18 protein-coding genes and 1 tRNA gene are annotated in these 18,976 nt (G+C 69.6%); 7 read left to right on the forward strand and 12 right to left on the reverse strand.

Annotated elements, in window-relative coordinates:
• Window positions 1–13: 13 nt before the first annotated feature.
• Window positions 14–316, reverse strand: a complete 303-nt coding sequence (locus MKP05_RS11480; protein WP_240568405.1) for a winged helix-turn-helix domain-containing protein — start codon at window positions 314–316, stop codon at window positions 14–16.
• Between the two features lie 229 nt (window positions 317–545).
• On the opposite strand from MKP05_RS11480, the gene MKP05_RS11485 reads away from it, so the two are divergent.
• On the forward strand, window positions 546–1,850 hold the full coding sequence (locus tag MKP05_RS11485; RefSeq protein WP_240568406.1) for an ATP-grasp domain-containing protein: 1,305 nt from the start codon (window positions 546–548) through the stop codon (window positions 1,848–1,850).
• A gap of 52 nt (window positions 1,851–1,902) precedes the next feature.
• The gene (locus tag MKP05_RS11490) at window positions 1,903–3,927 is read left to right on the forward strand and encodes a CocE/NonD family hydrolase (RefSeq protein WP_240568407.1); all 2,025 of its coding nucleotides are present in this window, start codon (window positions 1,903–1,905) and stop codon (window positions 3,925–3,927) included.
• Between the two features lie 9 nt (window positions 3,928–3,936).
• Here the strand turns inward: MKP05_RS11490 and bioA are convergent, their stop codons facing one another.
• The 7 genes from bioA to bioB form a co-directional block, all read right to left on the reverse strand.
• Entirely contained in the window at window positions 3,937–5,208 is a 1,272-nt protein-coding gene (gene bioA / locus MKP05_RS11495; protein WP_110283764.1) for an adenosylmethionine--8-amino-7-oxononanoate transaminase, read from the reverse strand.
• 126 nt (window positions 5,209–5,334) lie between these two features.
• Window positions 5,335–5,419 (reverse strand) — tRNA-Leu (locus MKP05_RS11500).
• A gap of 44 nt (window positions 5,420–5,463) precedes the next feature.
• Complete coding sequence (gene bioD, locus MKP05_RS11505; protein WP_240568408.1) at window positions 5,464–6,165, reverse strand: dethiobiotin synthase; 702 nt, start codon at window positions 6,163–6,165, stop codon at window positions 5,464–5,466.
• Between the two features lies 1 nt (window position 6,166).
• The gene (locus MKP05_RS11510) at window positions 6,167–6,964 is read right to left on the reverse strand and encodes a methyltransferase domain-containing protein (protein ID WP_240568409.1); all 798 of its coding nucleotides are present in this window, start codon (window positions 6,962–6,964) and stop codon (window positions 6,167–6,169) included.
• A complete protein-coding gene (locus MKP05_RS11515; RefSeq protein WP_240568410.1) occupies window positions 6,961–7,686 on the reverse strand; it encodes an alpha/beta fold hydrolase in 726 nt (241 codons plus the stop codon). The genes MKP05_RS11510 and MKP05_RS11515 overlap by 4 nt, the downstream gene beginning before the upstream one ends.
• Window positions 7,683–8,861: an 8-amino-7-oxononanoate synthase gene (bioF, locus tag MKP05_RS11520; protein ID WP_240568411.1), complete on the reverse strand. Its 1,179-nt coding sequence runs from the start codon at window positions 8,859–8,861 to the stop codon at window positions 7,683–7,685. The genes MKP05_RS11515 and bioF overlap by 4 nt, the downstream gene beginning before the upstream one ends.
• Window positions 8,862–8,868: 7 nt before the next feature.
• On the reverse strand, window positions 8,869–10,017 hold the full coding sequence (bioB, locus tag MKP05_RS11525) for a biotin synthase BioB (RefSeq protein ID WP_240568412.1): 1,149 nt from the start codon (window positions 10,015–10,017) through the stop codon (window positions 8,869–8,871).
• Between the two features lie 70 nt (window positions 10,018–10,087).
• Here bioB and MKP05_RS11530 point away from each other — a divergent pair, with 70 nt between their 5' ends.
• Both MKP05_RS11530 and MKP05_RS11535 read left to right on the forward strand, forming a co-directional pair.
• Window positions 10,088–10,807 (forward strand): ComFC family protein, encoded by a 720-nt coding sequence (locus MKP05_RS11530; protein ID WP_240568413.1) that lies wholly within the window; start codon window positions 10,088–10,090, stop codon window positions 10,805–10,807.
• Window positions 10,808–10,839: 32 nt separating this feature from the next.
• Window positions 10,840–11,826: a serine/threonine protein kinase gene (locus tag MKP05_RS11535; RefSeq protein ID WP_240568414.1), complete on the forward strand. Its 987-nt coding sequence runs from the start codon at window positions 10,840–10,842 to the stop codon at window positions 11,824–11,826.
• 70 nt (window positions 11,827–11,896) lie between these two features.
• On the opposite strand, the gene MKP05_RS11540 is transcribed toward MKP05_RS11535, so the two are convergent.
• Complete coding sequence (locus MKP05_RS11540) at window positions 11,897–12,445, reverse strand: hypothetical protein (RefSeq protein ID WP_240568415.1); 549 nt, start codon at window positions 12,443–12,445, stop codon at window positions 11,897–11,899.
• 317 nt (window positions 12,446–12,762) lie between these two features.
• Here MKP05_RS11540 and folE point away from each other — a divergent pair, with 317 nt between their 5' ends.
• The 3 genes from folE (at window position 12,763) to MKP05_RS11555 (ending at window position 15,329) form a co-directional block, all read left to right on the forward strand.
• Window positions 12,763–13,320: a GTP cyclohydrolase I FolE gene (gene folE, locus MKP05_RS11545; RefSeq protein ID WP_110283772.1), complete on the forward strand. Its 558-nt coding sequence runs from the start codon at window positions 12,763–12,765 to the stop codon at window positions 13,318–13,320.
• 25 nt (window positions 13,321–13,345) lie between these two features.
• The gene (gene folX, locus MKP05_RS11550) at window positions 13,346–13,756 is read left to right on the forward strand and encodes a dihydroneopterin triphosphate 2'-epimerase (protein ID WP_110283773.1); all 411 of its coding nucleotides are present in this window, start codon (window positions 13,346–13,348) and stop codon (window positions 13,754–13,756) included.
• 115 nt (window positions 13,757–13,871) lie between these two features.
• Window positions 13,872–15,329 (forward strand): NAD-dependent succinate-semialdehyde dehydrogenase, encoded by a 1,458-nt coding sequence (locus MKP05_RS11555; RefSeq protein WP_110283774.1) that lies wholly within the window; start codon window positions 13,872–13,874, stop codon window positions 15,327–15,329.
• 304 nt (window positions 15,330–15,633) lie between these two features.
• Here MKP05_RS11555 and purH read toward each other — a convergent pair whose 3' ends face one another.
• The 3 genes from purH to dusB form a co-directional block, all read right to left on the reverse strand.
• Entirely contained in the window at window positions 15,634–17,217 is a 1,584-nt protein-coding gene (gene purH / locus MKP05_RS11560; protein ID WP_240568416.1) for a bifunctional phosphoribosylaminoimidazolecarboxamide formyltransferase/IMP cyclohydrolase, read from the reverse strand.
• A gap of 112 nt (window positions 17,218–17,329) precedes the next feature.
• Window positions 17,330–17,674 (reverse strand): DNA-binding transcriptional regulator Fis, encoded by a 345-nt coding sequence (gene fis, locus MKP05_RS11565; RefSeq protein ID WP_240568417.1) that lies wholly within the window; start codon window positions 17,672–17,674, stop codon window positions 17,330–17,332.
• A complete protein-coding gene (gene dusB, locus MKP05_RS11570; protein ID WP_110283778.1) occupies window positions 17,671–18,732 on the reverse strand; it encodes a tRNA dihydrouridine synthase DusB in 1,062 nt (353 codons plus the stop codon). The genes fis and dusB overlap by 4 nt, the downstream gene beginning before the upstream one ends.
• Between the last annotated feature and the right edge of the window lie 244 nt (window positions 18,733–18,976).

An 18,976-nucleotide genomic window follows, 5' to 3' on the forward strand; every position in this document is an offset into this window, starting at 1 on the left:
GCCGACGGCTGGCTCAGGGGGCCGGCGGGTAGCCGAGTTCGGCGCCGAGACGAGCGGCGTGGGCCGAGATCCAGCTCGGGTCGAAGGGCCCCCAGTCGCGAATCACGTAGCGGCCGATGTTGTGCCGCTCGCCGGCGTCCTTCTCGAATTCGCAGACGATGTCCAGCTCGGCCAGGGCCCCCAGGGTGTCCTGGGCCGTGCGTCGTGGCATGCCGGTGGCGGCCATGATCGCCGGCACGCTGGTGATGCCGCTGTCGACCAGGTGGGCGACGTAGAGGCGTCGGTAGAAGCTGGACTGGGTCTTGCTGAGTGGCATGGTCGGCCCCTGGCTGTCGCGGGTCACTCGAAGACGGGCCTGCAAGAGTAGTCGAGCCGAGGTGCACCGGCAACAGGGCGCGATCGGCAGCGACGTTGCCATCTCCCCTTGTCGGAGATCAAGGCCTTCCCCCCGAGAAGCTACCATGCTGTGGTGAGGGGCTGCGTCGGGGGGTGGCGAGAAGGGGGCCGCCCCGTCGCCGGCTTCATGAGGGCGGGGGAGTGTAGCGATGACCTGGAACGTGTTCGTGATCGGGTTCGATGAGCTGAGCAGGCGGCTGCTGCGGCACCTGGAGCACGCCGAGGACTATGCGTTCCACGCCTTGCTGTCGCTCGATGAGGTCGTGCAGGCCGACGAGTTCCGGTTCGATCGCCTGGTGGCAGACGCCCTGGCGGAGCTCCGGCGGTTTCCCGGTTCGGTGGATGCCATCGTCGGTTACTGGGACTTCCCCACCAGCGCGCTGGTGCCGGTGTTGCAGCAGCGGCTCGGGCTGCGAGGTCCTTCCCTGGAGGCCGTTCTGAAGTGCGAGCACAAGTACTGGAGCCGCCTCGAGCAGAAGAAGTCGGTCCCCGAGTGCGTTCCGCTCTTCCAGGCGTTCGACCCCTTCGACGAGCATGCCGTCGAGACGATCCATATCGACTATCCCTTCTGGATCAAGCCGGTGAAGGCCCACTCTTCCCACCTCGGCTTCCATGTCGAGGATGCCCGGCAACTGCAGGAGGTATTGCCGCTGATCCGCGCGGGAATCGGCCGCTTCGGCAACCCCTTCGATGAGGTCACGGCGCATGCCGACCTGCCCGAGGAGATTGCCGCGGTGAGCGGCCATCACTGCATCGCCGAGTCCATCATCTCTTCCGGCCGCCAGTGCACCCTGGAGGGCTATGTCCAGCACGGCGAGGTCCATCTCACCGGTGTGGTGGACAGCATACGCGACGCGTGGCATCGCTCGGTCCTGCTGCGCTACGAGTATCCCTCGCGGCTGCCCGACCCGGTGCAGCAGGACATGCTTGCCATTACCCGGCGCATCATCGCGCAGATCGGCTACGACGATGCGCCGTTCAACATCGAGTTCTATCATGATACCCAGAGCGACCGCCTCTGGCTGCTGGAGATCAATACCCGGATTTCGCGCTCCCATGCGGCGCTCTTCCAGCTGGTCGACGGGGCTCCCCAATTCCAGGTGATGGTCGACGTGGCACTGGGGATCGCCCCGCGAATGCCGCATCGGGAGGGGCCTTACGCCGTCGCTGCCAAGCAGATGCTGCGTGTCTTCGAGGACGGCATCGTATGCCGCGTGCCATCGGTGGAGGATATCCGGCGCGTCGAGCGGGTCTTTCCGGGAACGACGGTCGAGATCAACGTCCGCGAGGGGATGCGGTTGTCGGAACTGCTCCACCAGGACTCCTTTTCCTGGGAGCTCGGGGTGCTGTTCACCGGGGCCGACACCCATGACGAACTGCTTGCCCGGATCGCGCGGTGCGTGGAGATGCTGCCGTTCGACATCGCGCCGCTTTCCGACGAGGAGGTGAGCTGAGCCGGCGAGGGGTGTCGGGGCGGCCAGCCACCCGGGTTGATGGAGGGGCCTGATGAGAGTCGTGACCGATTTTCCCCATCGCGTCGAGTGCCTCGATCCGGTCTGGATCCCCATGCCGGACGGCATTCGGCTCAATGCACGTGTCTGGTTGCCCGAGGGGGCCAGCGACCATCCGGTACCGGCCATCCTCGAGTACATTCCCTACCGGCTGCGGGATGGCTCCGCGCGGCGCGACGCCAGGCACCATCACTACTTCGCCGGGTACGGCTATGCGGCGGTGCGTGTCGATCTGCGCGGCAGCGGCGATTCCGGCGGCGTGCTGACCGACGAGTACCTGGAGCAGGAACTGGCGGATGGTGAGGCGATACTGCGCTGGCTCGCCGCGCAGCCCTGGTGCGACGGCCGTATCGGCATGATCGGCATCTCCTGGGGAGGCTTCAACGGCCTGCAACTGGCCGCCCGGCGGCCCCCCGAGCTGAAGGCCGTGGTCAGCGTCTGCTCCACCGATGATCGCTACGCCGACGATGTTCACTACATGGGCGGCTGCCTGCTGGGGGATAACCTCTCCTGGGCGTCCACCATGTTTGCCTACAACTCCCTGCCCCCCGATCCGGCGGTGGTCGGCGATGCCTGGCGCGAGATGTGGCAAGAGCGGCTGGAGGGCAGCGGACTGTGGCTGGCGACCTGGCTCGAACATCAGCATCGCGATGCCTACTGGCAGCACGGCTCCATCTGCGAGGAGTTCTCGCGGGTGGAGGTGCCCGTGCTGGCCGCCAGTGGCTGGGCGGATGGCTACTCCAACGCGGTCAAGCGGTTGGTGGAGAACCTGCCCGGCCTCTGCAAGGGGTTGATCGGCCCCTGGAGCCACAAGTATCCGCACCTGGGCGAGCCCGGCCCGGCCATCGGCTTCCTGCAGGAGTGTCTGCGCTGGTGGGATCAGTGGCTCAGGGGTGAGGAGCGGGGGGTGGCCGGGGATCCGGCGATCCGCGTCTGGATGCAGGACAGCATGCCACCGACCACCCGCTATGGTCACCGCCCCGGCCGCTGGGTGGCGGAGCCATGCTGGCCGTCACCCAATGTCACTCCCTGGCGGCTGCCCCTGGCCCCGGGGCGATTGATGCTCGATGGCAAGGACCGCGGCGACGAAACCGCGCTGACCCTGCAGTCGCCGTTGACCTGCGGCCTCTTCGCCGGCAAGTGGTGCTCCTATGCCGCGGGGCCCGACCTGGCCCACGACCAGCGCCAGGAAGACGGTGGCGCCCTGACCTTCGACAGCCCACCGCTGGACGACACCCTGGAGATCATGGGGGCACCACAACTGGAGCTGGAGTGTTCCACCGATCGACCCGTGGCCATGGTGGCGGTGCGGCTTTCCGACGTGGCGCCGGACGACAAGGCCACCCGGGTGACCTACGGTCTGCTCAACCTGACCCACCGCGACGGGCACGAGGAGCCGTCACCGCTGGAGCCCGGTCGCCGCTACCGCGTCAGGGTGGCGTTCAACGACGTGGCACAGGTGTTCCCCCGTGGTCATCGGCTGCGCCTGTCGATCTCCACCTCCTACTGGCCACTGGCCTGGCCGCCACCCGAGCGCGTGCGGTTGACGATCTTCGACAAGGGCAGCGCCCTGCACCTGCCGGTGCGCCCGCCGCGTGGCGAGGATGCCCGCCTGGTCCCGTTCGCTGAGCCGGAGGCGGCCCCGACCATCGCCACCACGCGTCTCGAGCCCGGGCATCACAACTGGTATGTGCATCGTGACCTGGCCGAGGATCTGTCGACCCTCGAGGTGATCAACGACAATGGCCGGGTGCGGCTGGAGGATTCCGGCCTCGAGGTGCAGACCCGGGCGGTGGAGCGCTATCGCTCCTGGGCCGACGACTTCGGGTCCATCAGTGGCGAGACGCGCTGGGACCGCTCCCTGAAGCGGGGGGATTGGGAAGTCAGCACGGTGACGCGCACCGTGCTGACCTCGAACGCCCGGGAGTTCCTGCTCCATGCTACCCTCGATGCCTACGAGGGCGAGCGACGGATCTACTGCCGCAGCTGGGATGTCACCATCCCGCGCCGGCTGGTATAGCGACCGGGGTCAGCGTGTCAGGAACCAGCCCTTCATGACGTCGGTGATGCGCCGCATGTCGGTATCGTCGGTGATATAGGCCGGCATGGTGTAGAGCCAGCGGCCGATGGGGCGCAACCAGACGCCTTGTCCCCGCGCCCAGTCACCCACGCCGGCCAGGTCCGCGGCGTCGCGGGTCTCGATCACCGCGGTGGCGCCGAGCACCCGCACGTCCTCGACCGCGGGGTGTGCGGCGAGTGCCGCGTCCTCGAGCAGCTCATCGCGCAGCACGCGATTGAGCCCGGCGATCCGGCCGAGATAGCCTTCCTCCTCGAATACCGCGAGGCTCTCCAGCGCCACCCGACAGGCCAGCGGATTGCCCATGAAGGTCGGGCCATGCATAAAGGCGTGTTCGGGGCTGTCACCGACGAAGGCGTCATGCACCCGGTCCGTGGCCAGGGTCGCGGCATGGCCGAGATAGCCGCCGGTGAGCCCCTTGGAGAGCACCATGATGTCCGGCGTCACGTCGGCATGGTCGGCGGCGAACACCTTCCCCGTGCGGCCGAAGCCGGTGGCCACCTCGTCGAACACCAGCAGCACGTCGAACTCGTCGCACAGCTCGCGGGCGCCCCTGAGGTAGTGGGGCGAGGTCATGTTGAGCCCGCCGGCGGCCTGCAGCAGCGGCTCCATCAGCAGGGCGGCGATCTCGTGGTGGTGAGTCTCGAGCACCGCGCGCAGGGCGTCGAGATCGGCCCGGACCGCTTCCGGTTCGGCATCGAACGGAGCGGTGGGCGCCGGGGCGAAGTGGTGCCTCGGCAGGTAGCCGGCAAACAGCGAGTGCATGCCCTCCTCGGGGTCGCACACCGCCATGCAGCCGGCAGTATCGCCGTGGTAGGCCTTCATCAGCGAGAGCAGGCGGTGCTTGCCGGGTCTGCCGCGCAGCTGGTGGTACTGCACCGCCATCTTCATCGCCACTTCCATGCCCACCGAGCCGCTGTCGGAGTAGAAGACGTGGTTCAGCCCCGCCGGGGTGATCCTGACCAGTTCCCGGGCCAGGCGGTCGGCGGGCTCGTGGGTCAGGCCGCCGAGCATCACGTGGCACAGCTCGCCGGCCTGCTCGCGGATCGCCGCCACCAGCCGCGGGTGGGCGTAACCGTGGATCATGCACCACCAGGAGCAGGTGGCGTCGAGCAGCGACTCGCCTCCCTCCAGGGTGAAGCGCGGCCCCTCGCCGCCGACCACCTTGGGCGCCGGTGGCTGGGTCTTGAGATGGGCATAGGGGTGCCAGACGGGGGACGTCATAAGGGCCTCCGTGGAAGGATGGTGACGGGGCGGAGCGGGTGAGCCGGGCGAAACGACGGGCACGCGAAGGCGCCGTGCTTCCGCGGGGGAAGTCGGAAATTCGTGCTTGAAATCGAGGAACTGAAATGGTGCGGATGGGGAGACTTGAACTCCCACGCCCGAAGGCACCAGAACCTAAATCTGGCGTGTCTACCAATTCCACCACATCCGCACGGTCGGGCAGGCGTCCACATTGTACGGACGGGCCTTCGCAAGTCAATCGCCATCGGGCAGCACCAGGTGGTCGGCGGCGGCTTCGGCCAGCGTCTCGGGGCCTGGCGCCGCGAGGCGTGGTATCACGCCCAGGCAGGGGCCGGGCAGCCGGTGCGTCAGGGTCGCCAGGTTGGCCTCGTAGAGGGGCGGGTCCTCGGCGAAGGCCGGATCGAGCAGGTTGCCCACCCAGCCGGCGAGCGGCAGGCCGTCGGCGACGATCGCCTCGGCCGTGAGGCGGGCGTGGCTGAGACAGCCGAGCTTGAGCCCCACCACCAGGATCACCGGCAGCCCGAGACGCCCGGCGAGGCCCGCGAGATCCTCATGGTCGTTGAGGGGGACCCGCCAGCCGCCGGCGCCCTCGACCAGCGTCATGCCGCGCTCGAGGGCGAGCATCGGCCGGAGAGGGGCAATCAGGTCGTCGAGGCCGAGGCTCACGCCCGCCCGGCGGGCGGCCAGGTGCGGGGCGATGGGAGGGGCGAAGGCGAAGGGGTTGATCGCCGCGTAGGACTGGGCCGGCGCACATTGGGCCTGCAGCGCCAGGGCATCGGCGTTGCGCAGCCCCGCCGCGGTGCGTTCACAGCCCGAGGCGATGGGCTTGAGCCCCAGGGTGCTCAGGCCGCGGCGGCGTGCCAGGGCGAGCAGGCCGGCGGTGACCAGGGTCTTGCCGGCATCGGTGTCGGTACCGGTGACGAAATACGCGGGCATCTCAGCGCTCCAGCACCAGGGTCAGCAGCCGGTAGGAAACGGGCAGGCCATCGGGCTCGCGCAGGGCCTCGTAGCGTCGCCGGGCGCGGGCGAGGTCGGCGCGGGTGAGCCGCTCGCCGCGGGGGGGCTGGGCGCCGACGCCCTTGATCGAGGCCATCACCGCGGCCAGGTCCGGGTAGTGGAAGCGCCGGGTGGCGGCTTCCACCGTGACGCCGGCAAAGTCCGCCAGCCGGGCCGCCGCCAGGTGGCGCTCGCGGGAGCGGAACGCCAGCAGGGCAGCGGGCTGCGCGGGGCGCGACCAGGCCTCGTTCACCTCGGCCAGGGTGCCCGGCCCCAGGGTGTTGATCAGCGCCCGCCCGCCCGGGCGCAGTACCCGGCGGAGTTCGGCGAGCACGGCTTCCAGGTCCGGGCACCACTGGATCGCCAGGTTGGAGAACACCAGGTCCAGGCTGGCAGCGGGCAGCGGCAGGGCGGCGGCATCGGCACACAGCCAGCGGGCCCTCGCCGCGTGGCGAGCCCTGGCTACCTCGAGCATGCCGGGCGCCAGGTCGAGCCCGGTCACCCGGCAGTCGGGGCCATAGCGATCCGCCAGGCGGGCGCTCCAGTGGCCCGGCCCGCAGCCCAGGTCGAGCACGCGCTCGGCCCGGGCCGGCAGCCGGGCCCAGAGCGCCTCGCCCATGGCCTGCTGGGCGTGGGCGAGGCGCTCGTAGCGGTCGGCGGCGCGGGAGAAGGCGTGCGCCACCCGGCGTTGCCAGTCCGGGGGCGGGGGCGGCGCAGTACGGGCGGTCGAGGCGGTCATGACGGGCGCTCCTCGGTCGGGGCCGGCTGCCGGACGATACGGGCGAGACAGGCCGCCAGGGCGTCGGGGCGAGACACCATCGGGCAGTGGCCGGCGCCGGCTAGCCGATGATCGGCGGACTGCCGCAGCGCAGGAGCGAGCAGCGGGTCCCGTTCGCCGGCGGTACGTCGTACCGGGCATGGCGGGGCGTTCAGCCGGGCCGAGACATCCAGGGTGGTGAGTTGCTCGAGGCCGACGGCCAGGGTGGCGGCCTCGCCCCCCGGCCCCCGACCGATCAGGTCGAGCAGGCGGCGATGGGCGGCTCGCGGGGCAGGCTCGCCCTGCAGCTGCCAGCGCAGGAAGTGCTGTCGGGTGGCCTCGCCGTCGCGGGCGAAGGCGCGCCGGAAGGCGGCGAGCTCCCGTGGCGGGATGCCGCCCTCGGCGCAGAAGCGCGGCCCCATGCCGAGCTGCACCAGCGCCCGGGGCGCGGGCAGGTGGTCGAGGAGGGCGGCGGCGAGCAGGCCGCCCAGCGACCAGCCGACCCAGACGGCATTCGCCGGCAGATCGCCGGCCATGGCCGCGGCCAGGGCGGCGAGGTCGGCGGGATCGTCGAGGCTCGGGCGTGCGCCATAGCCGGGCCAGTCGGGGGTGGTCACCTCGAGGCCGGCCGGCCAGTGGGCCTCGAGCGGGCGCCAGATGCGGGCGTCGATGCCCCAGCCGGAGAGCAGCACCAGGCGGCTCATGGGGCGACCCCGTCCCGGCCGCCGTCAGCGTCCGCCTGGAGCGCGGCCAGCGCCTCGAGCAGGGCGTCGAGGTCGGCATCCGTGTGGGCGGCGCTGAGAGTGATGCGCAGCCGCGCCTGGCCGCGGGGGACGGTGGGCTCGCGGATGGCGCCGACCAGCAGTCCGCGCTCGCTCAAGCGCCCGGCCCAGCGCATGACGCGCTCGCTGTCGCCCAGTACCAGCGGCTGGATCGGCGTGTCGGAGTCGGCCAGCGGCAGGCCGAGCCGGCCGGCCTCGCGGCGGAAGCGTTCGACCAGGGCTACGAGCCGGGTGCGGCGCTCGGGTTCGGCGGCGAGGATGTCGAGCGCCTCGAGCGTCGCCGCAGCGACCCCGGGCGGCTGGGCGGTGGTGTACACATAGGGCCGGGCGAACTGGGTCAGGTGCGCGACCAGCTCGCGGCTGCCGGCCACGAAGGCGCCGCCGGTGCCCAGCGCCTTGCCCAGGGTGCCGATCAGCACCGGTACCCGGTCGATGCCGTGGGCGCGGCCCACGCAGCCGTCGCCGTGGCTGCCGAGCACGCCGAGGCCGTGGGCATCGTCGATCATCAGCCAGGCGCCGTGGCGCTCGCTGGTTGCGGCCAGGCCGGCGATGTCGGCCACGTCGCCATCCATGCTGAACACCCCGTCGCTGACCACCAGCCGGAGCGCCTCTTCGGGGGCGCGGGCCAGCAGGCGTTCGAGATCCTCGAGGTCGCGGTGGTGGAAGCGCCGCGAGCGGGCACCGGCGAGGGTGGCACCGTCGAGCAGCGAGGCGTGGTTGAGGCGGTCCTGGAAGACCTGGGTCCGACCGTCGCAGAGTGCCTGGAGGGTACCGAGGTTGGCCATGTAGCCGGTGGAGAAGAGCAGCGCCGCCGGCCGGCCGGTCAGTGCCGCCAGGCGCTCCTCCAGGGCCTCGTGCACCTCGAGATGGCCGCTGACCAGGTGCGAGGCCCGGGCACCGGCGCCGAAGCGGCGGGCACCGGCGGCCTGGGCCTCCGCCAGTCGCGGGTCCCGGGCCAGGCCCAGGTAGTCGTTGCCGGCGAAGTCGAGGACGCCCTCGAGGGCATGACAGCGGCGCGTGCGCCACAGCCCGCGGGCCCGGCGTTCGCCCGCCCGCTCGGCGAGCCACGTCGTCCAGTCGCTGCGTGGTGCCACCATGTGGACCTCAGGCCTCGGGGGTGGCAGTGGCGTCGTAGGCCAGGGCGGCGGCCCGGGCCTGGCCGGCCTGGCGCGCCATGGCGGCCTCCAGCGTTTCTCGCTGGCGGTCGTCGTCGGCACAGGTCTCGCGGCGTTCCGGGTGGAGGCCGAGTTTGGCGAACAGCGCCCGGTCCTGCTCCACCTGGGGGTTGGACGTGGTCAGCAGCTGATCACCGTAGAAGATCGAGTTGGCCCCGGCCAGGAAGGCCAGCGCCTGGGTCGATTCGTTCATCTGCTCGCGACCGGCGGAGAGGCGCACATGGCTCCTCGGCATCAGGATGCGGGCCACGGCGATGGCGCGGATGAAGTCGATGGGATCGAGATCCTCCGCATTCTCCAGCGGGGTACCGGGGACCTTGACCAGCATGTTGATCGGCACCGATTCGGGGTGCGGCTCGAGCTTCACCAGTTGCTGGAGCAGGGCGGCACGGTCGCGGGGCGCCTCGCCCATGCCCAGGATGCCCCCGGAACAGACCTTCATGCCGGCCTCGCGCACGTTGGCCAGGGTCTCCAGGCGGTCGCCGTAGGTGCGGGTGGTGATGATCTCGCCGTAGTACTCCGGCGAGGTGTCGAGGTTGTGGTTGTAGTAGTCGAGCCCGGCCTCGGACAGGCGCCTGGCCTGGTCGGTGTCGACCATGCCCAGCGTCATGCAGGTCTCGAGCCCCAGCGCCTTGACCCGGCCGACCATCTCCAGCACCACCTCGAGGTCGCGCTCGCGCGGGCTCTTCCAGGCCGCGCCCATGCAGAAGCGGCTGGCGCCGGCGTCTTTCGCCGCCCGGGCCTGCTCCACCACCTTCTCGATCTCCAGCAGCTTCTCCTTGCCGAGCCCGGTGTTGTAGTGGCCGGACTGCGGGCAGTACTTGCAGTCCTCGGGGCAGGCGCCGGTCTTGATGGAGAGCAGGGTGGAGACCTGCACGGCGTTGGCGTCGAAGTGGGCGCGGTGCACCTGCTGGGCTTGGAACAGCAGGTCATTGAAGGGCAGGGCGAAGAGCGCCTCGATCTCGTCGATGGACCAGTCGTGACGCGGCGGTGCATCGTGGCGAACCGCCGGGCGGGCGGCTAGGGTCAGGGTGTCGGCGCGAGTGTCGGCGAAAGAGTCGTGCGGCACGGAGGACATGGCGGGCTCGCTTATGGTCAACTTTGTCGGAATCACCAGGTTGACGGACAGCTTACGGGCTCGACGCGGCTTGTCAACCGCGTGGGTCGACCTGGTTGACGAGGCCCTGCGTCGGGCGCTGCCCGGCCGCTGCGCCTTCTGCCTGGCCCCGGACAGCCGTGACCGCCCCTGGTGTGGGGCCTGCTTCGCGTCCCTGCCCTGGAACCTGCCGGCCTGCCCGTGCTGCGCCGAGCCCCAGCCGGGGCAGCTGGCCGGTCGCCGCTGCGGCCTCTGCCTGCGCCTGCCACCGGCCTTCGACCGGGCGCGGGTCCCGCTGCGCTATGAAGGCGAGATCGCCGGCCTGGTGCAGCGCTTCAAGTTCCACGCCTCGCCGCGAGCGGGCGCGGTGCTGCTCGACCTGCTGACGGCCGGGTTGCCGGCCGAGGCGCTGGACTGGCCCGCGGCGGTGATACCGGTGCCGCTGCATCCCCGTCGAGCCCGGGAGCGGGGCTTCGACCAGGCGGGCTGGCTGGCCCGTCGCCTGGCGCGGCGGCTGGGGCGGCCCTTGATTCGAGCCGAGCGGCGGCGCGACACCCGCAGCCAGCGCGGGCTCGATCGCCGCGAGCGGCGGGCCAACCTGCGTGGCGCCTTCCGGGTCGAGACCGCGCTGCCACCCCGAGTGGTGCTGGTCGATGACGTCATGACCACCGGGGCGACCCTGGATGCCCTGGCGGCGGCCTGTCGCCAGGCCGGCGCCGAGGAGGTGGAGGCGTGGGCGGTGGCCCGCACCCCGAAGCACCTCCACCTCTGATAGGATGCACTCTTTCCCCCTTCGGAGCGCCCATGGCAACCATCCCACATCCCTTCGCCCGCCTGGAGCCCGCCCGGATCGTGGCGGCGGTGGAGTCGCTCGGCCTGTGGCTGCCCGGCGAGCCCTTCGCGCTGAACAGCTACGAGAACCGCGTCTTCCTGGTGCACGACGAGGAGCGGCGCCGCTGGGTGGTGAAGTTCTATCGCCCCGAGCGCTGGAGCGATGCCCAGATCCAGGAGGAGCATGACTTCCTGGCCGAGCTCGAGGCGGCGGGGGTGGCGGTGGCGGCCCCCTGGCGCAACGAGGCGGGCGAGAGCCTGCACCGGGCCGAGGGCTTCCGCTTCGCGCTCTACCCCCAGTTGCCGGGTCAGGCCCCGGAGCTCGAGAACCCCGCCCACCTGTTCGTGCTGGGCGAGCTGATCGGTGCCGTCCACGAGGTGGGCCGGCGCTCGACCTTCGCCCACCGCCGGACCCTGGACCTGGACGCCATGGTGGTCGAGGCCCGCGAGCGGGTGCTGGGCAGCGCCTGGCTGGATCGCCGTCAGCGCCGGGCCTACGAGCGGATCACCGAGGCGCTCCACCGGCGCCTCGCGCCCCATGCCTGGGAGCCCGAGCGGGCGATCCGTGTCCATGGCGACTGCCATATCGGCAATATCCTGGGGCGCGACGAGCACTTCGCCCTGGTCGATTTCGATGACTGCCTGATGGCGCCGGCGGTACAGGACCTGTGGATGCTGTTCACCGCCGAGCACGACGAGGAGCGCCAGATGCAGCTCTCCGAGGTGATCGAGGGTTACGAGCAGCACCTGGACTTCGACCGTGGCGAGCTGGCGCTGGTGGAGCCGCTTCGCACCCTGCGCCTGTTGCGCCACAGCGCCTGGCTGGTGGCGCGCTGGGATGATCCGGCCTTTCCGCCGGCCTTCCCCTGGCTGGCCGATGCCGGCTACTGGGACGGGCATATCCGCATGCTGGAGCAGCAGCGGCAATTGCTGGAGCAGAAGCCCCGCTGGCTGGCGTGACGCTCACCGCACCGGTACGCACGACGCTCCCCGAGGGGAGCGTCGTGGCGGGGCGCGGAGGGGGCCGGCCTCAGTCGTCGTCGGGGTCCGGCGACTCGGCGGGAATCGGGTTGGCCACGCCGGCCCCTTCGGCCTGGCGGCGCTGCTCGTTGATCTGCGCCGAGGGGTTGTCCTGCTGCTCGATGGCGAGCGCCTCGGCAAACTGCAGCAGGAAGCCCTCGGACGGCTCCAGCACGCAGCGACCCTCGTCGCAGGCGGCCACGCCGTAGCTGCCGTCATCCTCGTAGGCGGCGGCCGAGATCTCGCCGCTGTAGATCTCGCTGTCGCTGCCGTCGGTCTCGATGCAGGTCAGGGCCTTGGCGGTGACGCGGATGCGCTCACCGTCCAGGCGGGCATCGCCGATCGCCACGCAGTACTCCGGCAACTGGTGGGTGCCGTTGCCGTTGGCGACCGGCCGCATCGCGAGGTCGTCGTGACGCGGCTCGTCCTCGCTCAGGTGCAGTGAGTCGATGACCTGGAATTCGACCCGGGCGTCGCCAGGGAGCTCCAGGGTGGCGCCGAGCGCCAGGGAGGGAATCAGCAGGGCCGTGGCCAGCAGCAGGGTGGGGGTCTTGATCATGTCGGCTCTCGAGGATGACTGGGGCACAGCATGAAGAAATGCATATGCTACCACAGCGGGCAGGGGCGAGCAGCCAGGGCCGCGCCCTCCCGGCGCGACATACTGTCACCCCGAGGGGCGCCGGGGCCTGCGCATGCCTGTGCCTTGCGCTAGAATGCAGGGTTCGTGGGTGCCGTTATTGTACACTCGACTGGCTATGTATAGAGTTTGTACATGGCTTGCTGCATGGCATGACGCTACCGGCCTCCAGCGGGGCCGGTGACCATCACCACTGACGGCGTGCACCACGACAACCGACAATGCCACGGGGCCCGACGATGACCGAAGAACTCGCCAACCACTATCGCCAGATCATCCTCGAACTGGGGGAGGATCCCGAGCGGGAGGGCCTGCGCGACACCCCGAAGCGGGCCGCCAAGGCCATGCAGTTTCTCAATCATGGCTACAACCAGTCGCTCGAGGAGATCGTCAACGGTGCCGTCTTCGAGTCGGAGACCGACGAGATGGTGCTGGTCAAGGACATCGAGCTCTACTCCATGTGCGAGCACCACCTGCTGCCCTTCATCGGCAAGTGCCATATCGCCTACCTGCCCAAGGGACGTGTACTGGGCCTGTCGAAGTTCGCCCGCATCGTCGACATGTACGCCCGACGCATGCAGATCCAGGAGAACCTGACCCGCCAGATCGCCGAGGCGGTCCAGCAGGTCACCGGGGCCCGCGGTGTGGCGGTGGTGATCGAGGCCCGCCACCTGTGCATGATGATGCGTGGCGTGGAGAAGCAGAACTCGAGCATGACCTCCTCGGTGATGCTGGGGTCCTTCCGCGACAATCAGCCAACGCGCCAGGAATTCCTGACCCTGGTCAACAGCCGCTGAGGCCCGCTACGCAAGGAGTCCTGCCATGACGCTGCACGCCATCGACGATCAGCACTTCGACCATGACCTGGCGACCATCCGCCTCAAGAACCTGCGGCTGCGTACCCATATCGGCATCAAGGACGACGAGATCCGCAATCGCCAGGACGTGGTGATCAATGCGGTGATCCGCTATCGCGCCGACAAGGCGATGGCCTTCAACCATATCGAGCAGGCGCTGAACTACCGCACCATCACCAAGCAGGTGATCGCCCATGTCGAGGACAACCGCTTCCTGCTGCTGGAGCGCATGACCCGCGAGGTGCTCGATCTGATCATGGCCCACGAGCAGGTCCTCACCGCCCAGGTCGAGATCGACAAGCCCCATGCCCTGCGCTTCGCCGACTCCGTCTCCATCACCCTCTCCGAGTCCCGCGAGCCGCGACGCCCGCGCTGACCCCGCTGCGCTACCCTGCCGAAATGGAGTGGCCCCGGTGCTTGGTGCACCGGGGCCTTTACGCTTAGCATGAAGGCAAACCGACAACGAGCCGCAACCGCGGCAGGAGACGAACATGGAAGCCCTCAAGGAAACGCAGCTCTATTGCCCCTTCGCCTATATCGATGGCAGTTGGGTCGCCGCCGACAGCGGCGAGCAGATCGACGTGCTCAACCCGGCCACCGGCGAGAGCATGGGCAATGTGCCGCGCCTGGGGCGGGTCGAGACAGAGCGCGCCATCGCCGCGGCCGATGCGGCCTGGCCGGCCTGGAAGGCGCTCACCGCCCAGGAGCGTGCCGACATCCTGATGAAGTGGCACGACCTGATGCTCGAGCATCAGGACGACCTGGCCATGATCATGACCCATGAGCAGGGCAAGCCGCTCAAGGAAGCCGCCGGCGAGATCGCCTATGCGGCGAGTTTCCTGCGCTGGTTCGCCGAGGAGGCGCGGCGCGTCTACGGCGAGACCGTGCCCGCCGCCAAGCCCCACCAGCGCATCGTGGTGACCAAGCAGCCGGTGGGCGTGGTGGGGGCCATTACCCCCTGGAACTTCCCGGCGGCGATGATCACCCGCAAGGCCGGTGCCGCCCTGGCCGCCGGCTGCACCGTGGTGGCCAAGCCGGCCAGCCAGACGCCGTTCTCCGCCACCGCCCTGGCATTGCTGGCCGAGCGCGCCGGCGTGCCGCGCGGGGTGTTCAACGTGGTGCCGGGGCGCGCCAGCGAGATCGCCGCCGCCATGACCGAGTCGTCGCTGGTGCGCAAGATCACCTTCACCGGCTCCACCGAGGTGGGGCGTCAGCTGATGGCCCAGGCCTCGCAGCATATCCAGAAGATCTCGCTGGAACTCGGCGGCAACGCGCCCTTCATCGTCTTCGAGGACGCCGACCTCGATGCCGCGGTGGAAGGGGCCATGGCGGCCAAGTTCCGCAACGCGGGCCAGACCTGTGTCTGCACCAACCGCTTCCTGGTGCAGTCCAGCGTGGTCAACGCCTTCTGCGAGAAGCTCGCCGTGGCCATGAACAGCGAGCTCAAGGTGGGCGATGGCACCAAGGCCGGCATCAATATCGGGCCGCTGATCGACGACAACGCCGTCGCCAAGGTCAGCGAGCATGTCCACGATGCCGTGGACCACGGTGCCGAGCTGCTGCTGGGGGGGCACCCGCACCCGCTGGGCGGCAACTTCTTCACCCCGACCCTGATCAGCTTCGCCACCAGCAGCATGAAGGTGGCCCACGAGGAGACCTTCGGTCCGCTGGCGGCGGTGTTCCCCTTCGAGGACGAGGAGGATGCCATCGCCATGGCCAACGACACCGAGTATGGTCTGGCGTCCTACTTCTACTCCCGCGACCTGGGCCGCGTCTGGCGGGTGGCCGACGCCCTGGAGTACGGCATGGTGGGCATCAACACCGGGCTGATCTCCAACGCCGCCGCGCCCTTCGGCGGGGTCAAGGCCTCGGGCCTGGGCCGCGAGGGCGGCCACCAGGGGCTGGATGAGTTCCTCGAGACCAAGTACCTCTGCATCGACCTGGGGTAAGAGCTGGAAGCTCGAAGAGCGGCGCTTCGCGCCTGGAAGCTGGAAGAAAAACACCCCTGCCGGGGCTACCGGCAGGGGTGTTTTCTCTACTGACTGAGATCAGGCTGTATTCCAGCTTCCAGCAGCAGGGCAATCGCCGTTACCCAAAGCGAGAGGCGCCGGGGACAGGTCGAAGAGGGGGTCCGATTCCATGGATGGAATCGGTAGCGCCCAGGGAGGGGTTTACAGCGCCCCCTCGCAGACCTGTCGCCGGAACAGCCTCGAGCGTTACCGCCATCTGCGATAGCCCTGCTTCCAGCAGGTGTCAGTGCCGGAAATGCCGCATGCCGGTAAACACCATGGCGATGCCTGCCTCGTTGGCGGCATCGATCACCTCCTGGTCGCGCATCGAGCCGCCGGGCTGGATCACCGCGGTGATGCCGGCCGCCGCCGCGGCGTCGATGCCGTCGCGGAAGGGGAAGAAGGCGTCACTGGCCATCACCGAACCGGGCACCGAGAGGCCCTCGTCGGCGGCCTTGATGCCGGCGATCTTCGCCGAGTAGACGCGGCTCATCTGACCGGCGCCGACGCCGATGGTCTGGCCGGCCTTGGCGTAGACGATGGCGTTGGACTTGACGTACTTGGCGACCTTCCAGGCGAACGCCAGGTCGCGCATCTCCTGCTCGCTGGGCACCCGCTCGGTGACCACGGTCAGCTCGTCGCGGCCGACCATGCCCAGGTCGCGGTCCTGCACCAGCAGCCCGCCGGTGACGCGCTTGAAGTCGTGGGCGTGCTCGCGCTTGCCGGGCCAGCGCTCTTCACCGACATCGAGCAGGCGCACATTGGGCTTCTCGGCGACGATGGGCAGGGCGTCGTCCTCGACCCCGGGGGCGATGATCACCTCGACGAACTGGCGGTCGATGATGGCCCGGGCCGTCTCGGCATCCAGCGGTTCGTTGAAGGCGATGATGCCGCCGAAGGCGCTGGTGGGGTCGGTGGCGAAGGCCTTTTCGTAGGCCTCGCAGGGGGTGATCCCCACCGCCACGCCACAGGGGTTGGCGTGCTTGACGATCACGCAGGCGGTCTCGGTGAAGGCCTTGACGCACTCGAAGGCGGCATCGGTGTCGGCGACGTTGTTGAACGATAGCGCCTTGCCCTGCCGCTGGGTCGCGGTAGCCACGCTGGCCTCGCGGGCATCGGCCTCGACGTAGAAGGCCGCGCCCTGGTGGGGGTTCTCGCCGTAGCGCATGGCCTGCTTCTTGACGAACTGCAGGTTGTAGGTGCGCGGGAAACCGTCCTCGCCGCCGGGGACCCGTTGGCCCAGGTAGTCGGCGATGGCGGCGTCGTAGCCGGCGGTGTGCTCGAAGGCCTTGACCGCCAGGTCGAAGCGGGTGGCGTCACTCACCGCGCCGTTCCCGGAGGCGATCTCGTCCAGCACCCGGGCATAGTCGTCGGCATCCACCACGATGCTGGTGTGGGCATGGTTCTTGGCGCAGGCGCGCACCATGGTGGGGCCGCCGATGTCGATGTTCTCGATGGCGTCTTCCAGGGTGCAGTCCGGCTTCGCCACGGTCTGGGCGAAGGGGTAGAGGTTGACCACCACCATGTCGATGGGGTCGATGCCGTGCTCGGCCATCACCGCATCGTCCTGGCCGCGACGGCCGAGGATGCCGCCGTGGATCTTCGGATGAAGGGTCTTGACCCGGCCGTCCATGATCTCCGGGAAGCCGGTGTGTTCGGAGACTTCGGTGACACTGATGCCGTTCTCCTGGAGCAGGCGGAAGGTGCCGCCGGTGGAGAGCAGTTCGACGCCGTGCTCGGTGAGACCGCGGGCGAAATCGACGATGCCGGTCTTGTCGGAAACGCTGATCAGCGCGCGGCGAACCGCGCCGGAGGAGGATTGGGCCATGGGGGTCACTCTCTGGCTGGCAGTGGGTGGGTGGAAAGTCGGGTCACGGAAAGCGGGCCACGAAGCGGGCGGCGACAGGGCGGAAGGAGCCCGGCGGGGCTCCCTGCATGCATCAGATCAGGCCATACTGCTTGAGCTTCTTGCGCAGGGTGCCGCGGTTGAGGCCGAGCATCTCCGCGGCACGGGTCTGGTTGCCCTGGGTATGCTCGAGCACGGAGGCCAGCAGCGGCGATTCGACCTCGGCCATGACCATGGCGTAGAGCCCGGTAACATCACCGCCGTCCAGATGATCGAAGTAGCGTCGCATGGCGGCGTCCACGGCTTCGCGCAACGGCTGCTGCGACGCCGGCTCGGCCGGGGAGGCGTCCCCGGCGGCCCTGCCGGCGAGATCACGGGAGGGTCGGGCGTCATCTGGCCCCGACAGCTCGGGATTCTGGGGAAAGGCTTGGCTGGTCATGCGGCACAGATTCCATCCGATGCCACGGCCCGGGCCAGGCGGCCCGGGGCCGCGGCAGGGTCGTGACGAAACAGTTCGTCAATGAAGCGGCACTGGGCTGTCGGGCACTCCAGGCCATTGAAGGTGGCCCGCAGGGCACGTCGGTCCGCCTCGTCGAGACGGCCATCACCGGCCAGGTACCAGCCGACATGCTTGCGTGCGATGCGCACACCCAGGTGCTCACCATAGAAATCATGCAGGGCCGCGAGATGGGCGCGCAGGACACTGGCGCGCTCCTCGTCGGCCGGGGGAGCGAGATGCTCTCCCTGGCGCAGGTAGTGGTCGATCTCGCGGAAGACCCAGGGATTGCCCTGGGCGCCGCGGCCGATCATGACTGCATCCGCACCAGTATAGTCGAGGACGCGGGCGGCCTTCTCGGCAGAATCGATATCACCGTTGGCGAAGACCGGAATCTTCACCGCGGCCTTGATCCCGGCGATGGTGTCGTACTCGGCCTCGCCCGAGTAGCGCTGCTGGCGGTGGCGGCCGTGCACCGCCAGGGCCTGGATGCCAGCGGCCTCGGCGAGCCGGGCCACACGCACTCCGTTGTTGCTCTCGGCGCACCAGCCGGTGCGAATCTTCAACGTCACCGGCACCTCCACCGCGGCCACCACCGCCTCGAGAATCTCGGCCACCAGCGCCTCGTCGCGCAGCAGCGCCGAGCCGGCGGCCTTGTTGCACACCTTCTTCGCCGGGCAGCCCATGTTGATGTCGATGATCTCGGCGCCCTGTTCGGCATTGAGCCGTGCTGCCTCGGCGAGCATGGCGGCGTCACCGCCGGCGATCTGCACCGCCCGGGGGCCGGGCTCGCCGCGGTGGTCCAGGCGCAACCGCGACTTGCGGGTGTGCCACAGGCCCGGGTCCGAGGTGACCATCTCCCCCACCACCAGGCCCGCCCCCAGCTGACGGCAGAGCTGCCGGAAGGGGCGGTCGGTGACCCCGGCCATGGGCGCCAGGATCACCCTGTTGGGCAACTCGAAGCGGCCGATCCGGGGCAGTGAGGAGCGGGTCTCGGGCATGATGGCGTCTGCTGGCTCGAAGGGGGCATATCATACGCCCCCGGTCGTTGATGGTGAAGGCGATCTTTGGTCGGGCCAGGGATATCGCAGTTGACTGTAGCTAGGGGCACCGGGGGCAGGCCGAAGAGGAGGTCCTACGCCAGGGATGGCGTCGGTAGCGCCCATGGAGGGGTTTACAGCGCCTCCTCGCAGGCCTGCCGGCGGATCAGCCCCGAGCAATGCTGCTATCTGCGATAGCCCTGTG

Source organism: Halomonas flagellata (assembly GCF_022487945.1).
In the GTDB taxonomy this organism is placed as follows: Bacteria; Pseudomonadota; Gammaproteobacteria; order Pseudomonadales; family Halomonadaceae; genus Halomonas; species Halomonas flagellata.

Coding starts and splice junctions, on each gene's coding strand:
- MKP05_RS11480 (WP_240568405.1), bottom strand. CDS start 316: ATGCCACTCAGCAAGACCCAGTCCAGCTTCTACCGACGCCTCTACGTC.
- MKP05_RS11485 (WP_240568406.1), top strand. CDS start 546: ATGACCTGGAACGTGTTCGTGATCGGGTTCGATGAGCTGAGCAGGCGG.
- MKP05_RS11490 (WP_240568407.1), top strand. CDS start 1,903: ATGAGAGTCGTGACCGATTTTCCCCATCGCGTCGAGTGCCTCGATCCG.
- bioA (WP_110283764.1), bottom strand. CDS start 5,208: ATGACGTCCCCCGTCTGGCACCCCTATGCCCATCTCAAGACCCAGCCA.
- bioD (WP_240568408.1), bottom strand. CDS start 6,165: ATGCCCGCGTATTTCGTCACCGGTACCGACACCGATGCCGGCAAGACC.
- MKP05_RS11510 (WP_240568409.1), bottom strand. CDS start 6,964: ATGACCGCCTCGACCGCCCGTACTGCGCCGCCCCCGCCCCCGGACTGG.
- MKP05_RS11515 (WP_240568410.1), bottom strand. CDS start 7,686: ATGAGCCGCCTGGTGCTGCTCTCCGGCTGGGGCATCGACGCCCGCATC.
- bioF (WP_240568411.1), bottom strand. CDS start 8,861: ATGGTGGCACCACGCAGCGACTGGACGACGTGGCTCGCCGAGCGGGCG.
- bioB (WP_240568412.1), bottom strand. CDS start 10,017: ATGTCCTCCGTGCCGCACGACTCTTTCGCCGACACTCGCGCCGACACC.
- MKP05_RS11535 (WP_240568414.1), top strand. CDS start 10,840: ATGGCAACCATCCCACATCCCTTCGCCCGCCTGGAGCCCGCCCGGATC.
- MKP05_RS11540 (WP_240568415.1), bottom strand. CDS start 12,445: ATGATCAAGACCCCCACCCTGCTGCTGGCCACGGCCCTGCTGATTCCC.
- folE (WP_110283772.1), top strand. CDS start 12,763: ATGACCGAAGAACTCGCCAACCACTATCGCCAGATCATCCTCGAACTG.
- folX (WP_110283773.1), top strand. CDS start 13,346: ATGACGCTGCACGCCATCGACGATCAGCACTTCGACCATGACCTGGCG.
- MKP05_RS11555 (WP_110283774.1), top strand. CDS start 13,872: ATGGAAGCCCTCAAGGAAACGCAGCTCTATTGCCCCTTCGCCTATATC.
- purH (WP_240568416.1), bottom strand. CDS start 17,217: ATGGCCCAATCCTCCTCCGGCGCGGTTCGCCGCGCGCTGATCAGCGTT.
- fis (WP_240568417.1), bottom strand. CDS start 17,674: ATGACCAGCCAAGCCTTTCCCCAGAATCCCGAGCTGTCGGGGCCAGAT.
- dusB (WP_110283778.1), bottom strand. CDS start 18,732: ATGCCCGAGACCCGCTCCTCACTGCCCCGGATCGGCCGCTTCGAGTTG.